This window comes from Mycobacterium sp. TH-M106, assembly GCF_057473765.1.
In genome coordinates, this window is sequence record NZ_JBYCLE010000617.1 from 1 (window position 1) to 2,741 (window position 2,741).

Sequence of the window (2,741 nt, forward strand, 5' to 3'; positions counted from 1 at the left end):
CTGGCCGGCGGTGGGGTGAGCGTCGGGCGCAATACCGGGCAGGCGGTGTCGTCGGCGTACACCGCGCCGTTCCCGTTCACCGGCGGCGTTATTGCCGACGTCACCGTCGACCTCAGCGGTGAGCCTTACGTCGACGTGGAAAAGGCACTGGCGGCAGCGTTTTCGCGGGACTAGCCGGGACTAGCTGGGACTGGCTGGGACTGGCTGGGATGCTCACCGATCTTGTTCGGCTGCCGGGCGGGGCATATCGAATGGGATCGACCAGCTTCTATCCCGAAGAGGCCCCGATCCACACCGTGACAGTGGCCGCGTTCGCGGTGGAGCGTCATCCGGTCACCAACGCACAGTTCGCCGAATTCGTCACGGAAACCGCCTATCTCACCGTTGCCGAGCGACCGATTGATCCGGCGCTGTATCCCGGGATAGCGGATAACGATCTAGCGCCCGGCGGTCTGGTTTTCACGCCGACCAGCGGTCCGGTGGACCTGGCCGACTGGCGGCAGTGGTGGCGGTGGGTTCCCGGCGCCAATTGGCGACACCCGTTCGGCCCCGGCAGCGATATCACGGACAAAACCGATCACCCGGTGGTGCAGGTGGCCTACTCGGACGCCGTGGCCTACGCCCGGTGGGCGGGGCGACGTTTGCCGACCGAGGCCGAGTGGGAATACGCGGCCCGTGCGGGAACGAGCACTGTCTACCCGTGGGGCGACGACCCGACGCCCCACGGACGCCTGATGGCCAACACCTGGCAGGGCCGCTTTCCGTACGGCAACGACGGCGCACTCGGCTGGAGAGGAACGTCACCGGTGGGGACATTTCCACCCAACGGATTCGGCCTTGTCGACATGATCGGCAACGTCTGGGAGTGGACGGCCACCCAGTTCGGCGCCCACCACCGGATCGGCCAGCCGCCTGAAAGCTGCTGCACCCCTGTCGGGCCCGCCGACCCGACCGTCAGCCAGACCCTCAAGGGCGGTTCGCACCTGTGCGCGCCGGAGTACTGCCACCGTTATCGGCCGGCCGCGCGGTCGCCGCAGTCGCAGGACAGCGCCACCACTCACATCGGCTTTCGGTGCGTGGCCGACGTGTCGTAGCACTCTGGCCGCGGCCCGCCACGCATCATAATGTCGTATAGTTGTAATACATTTTGAACATGGTGGTGGACTGGTCCAAGCGAGCTGAATACATCAGCGCCAAGCACCAGGTCACACCCGGACAAGCCGACGAAGCATTGATCGACCCAGGCCGAGTCGTGTTCGACCCGGACCCGGCCAGTCGATCCGGCGTCAGCGTACGCACCATCGGCTAGTCGGCCAGTGTCGCTGCGCTCGTCACCGTCATCACTGTCGAGGAAAAGGACGGAACCGTATTCGGTACCAACGCATGGCTATCGAACCCAACTGACCAACGCAGATACCGGGAAAGGAACCGATGATGAGCAGCAAGCTCCAGCGGGCGCTCGCCGAGGCCAATGAGATAGAAGCTGCCGAGCACACCGCTGACCCCAATACGCCATTGCCTGCACACGTCAAGGTCAGCCAGCCCGGCCGGGCCCGTAGCAAGGTGCTTCAGGTGCGGCTAAACCCCGAGGAGCTAGCCGCCCTGGAGCGCATCGCCGAACGGCGCGAACTGCCCGTCTCAGCTGTCGCCCGCGCGCAGTTGCTGCGGCTCATTGCTGACGAAAAGGCCCCGACCGATCGTCTGCTACAGCTGATCGAGGTGGCGAACCAGATCAGGTTGTTAGCCGACGATATTCGCAAAGACCTACGCGATCGGGTGTCTCGATGATAGGTCGAAGTAGCTTCATCTGCTTGGGAGGCTTATATGCCGCCTGACCTGTCAAGGCGTGTCCGGAGCATGATGCGCATGACGATGACGGACATGGCGGATGCGGCTGACGCCGTGCCGACGGCGTTCCGCCTGGAGAACGCGGACACTCTGGTTACGCTGCCGCAGCACGTTCTGGAAGCCACCCGCTCGGCGGCGGGCGCGGATGAGTTCAACAGCTACCTCCCGCTCCGAGGGCTGGCCGAATGCCGGGCCGCGATCGCTGAGCGTTACCAGGCGGATAACGGGCTCGCCTACGACCCGGACCGCGAGATTGTGGTGACTTCTGGCGCTGGCGAGGCGATGCTGAACGCACTGCTCGCGCTGATTGATCCGGGCGACAAGGTAATGATCACCAACCCCACCTACTCTGGTATGGCGCAGCGGGTGCGCCTGGCTGGCGGCATACAGTCGTTCGCCGACCGGCTCATTTTCAGCAATGAGCCGGAAGAGCGCCTCAGGGAAGCCGGCCGCCGCATGGTTGCCTTCGCCCACTCGCTGGTCGATGAGGCCGCGCGGACGTAACGCAGGCTGTGCCAATGGTGGGAGGTGGCTTGTCTCACACGACGTGTCCCGTATCCGTGCTGTCGGGATTAATAAGACCGATTGGCAATCCCCAGACCGGCGTGACGCCAACGCCGCGCCCGAGCCACCGCCGAGCCGACTGGTGAAAATTTGGCGCTGAGCTGGTCGTCCCCTAGACTCTAAGGGTTGCCGTGGGCAGACCTCGGCCGGCTTCGCCAAGTTGACGCCGGCCCCGCGTGCCCTTCGGCGACGAAGACCGTGCACGTTCGCGCTTGTCCGGCTCAGGTGTGCGCGCGCCTGCAACCACGTTGAGGAGATCTGGTGATTCAGCAGGAATCGCGGCTGAAGGTCGCCGACAACACCGGCGCCAAGGAGATCTTGTGCATCCG

The 2,741-nt window shown here is 64.9% G+C and carries 5 protein-coding genes; all 5 read left to right on the forward strand.

Translation table 11 applies throughout. The features are described from left to right. The first annotated feature begins 209 nt into the window (after positions 1-209). Positions 210-1,094 carry a formylglycine-generating enzyme family protein gene (locus AC2VOP_RS20865; RefSeq protein WP_486962735.1) on the forward strand — a complete coding sequence of 295 codons (885 nt, stop codon included), beginning with the start codon at positions 210-212 and terminating at the stop codon, positions 1,092-1,094. Positions 1,095-1,153: 59 nt separating this feature from the next. Continuing rightward, complete coding sequence (locus AC2VOP_RS20870) at positions 1,154-1,309, forward strand: hypothetical protein (protein WP_486962736.1); 156 nt, start codon at positions 1,154-1,156, stop codon at positions 1,307-1,309. Between the two features lie 122 nt (positions 1,310-1,431). Further along, a complete protein-coding gene (locus tag AC2VOP_RS20875) occupies positions 1,432-1,788 on the forward strand; it encodes a hypothetical protein (protein WP_486962737.1) in 357 nt (118 codons plus the stop codon). A 78-nt stretch (positions 1,789-1,866) separates the two neighbouring features. Continuing rightward, a complete protein-coding gene (locus AC2VOP_RS20880) occupies positions 1,867-2,352 on the forward strand; it encodes an aminotransferase class I/II-fold pyridoxal phosphate-dependent enzyme (RefSeq protein WP_486962738.1) in 486 nt (161 codons plus the stop codon). A 321-nt stretch (positions 2,353-2,673) separates the two neighbouring features. Beyond that, positions 2,674-2,741: uL14 family ribosomal protein (locus AC2VOP_RS20885; RefSeq protein ID WP_486952859.1), on the forward strand; the 68-nt coding region annotated here is incomplete at its 3' end.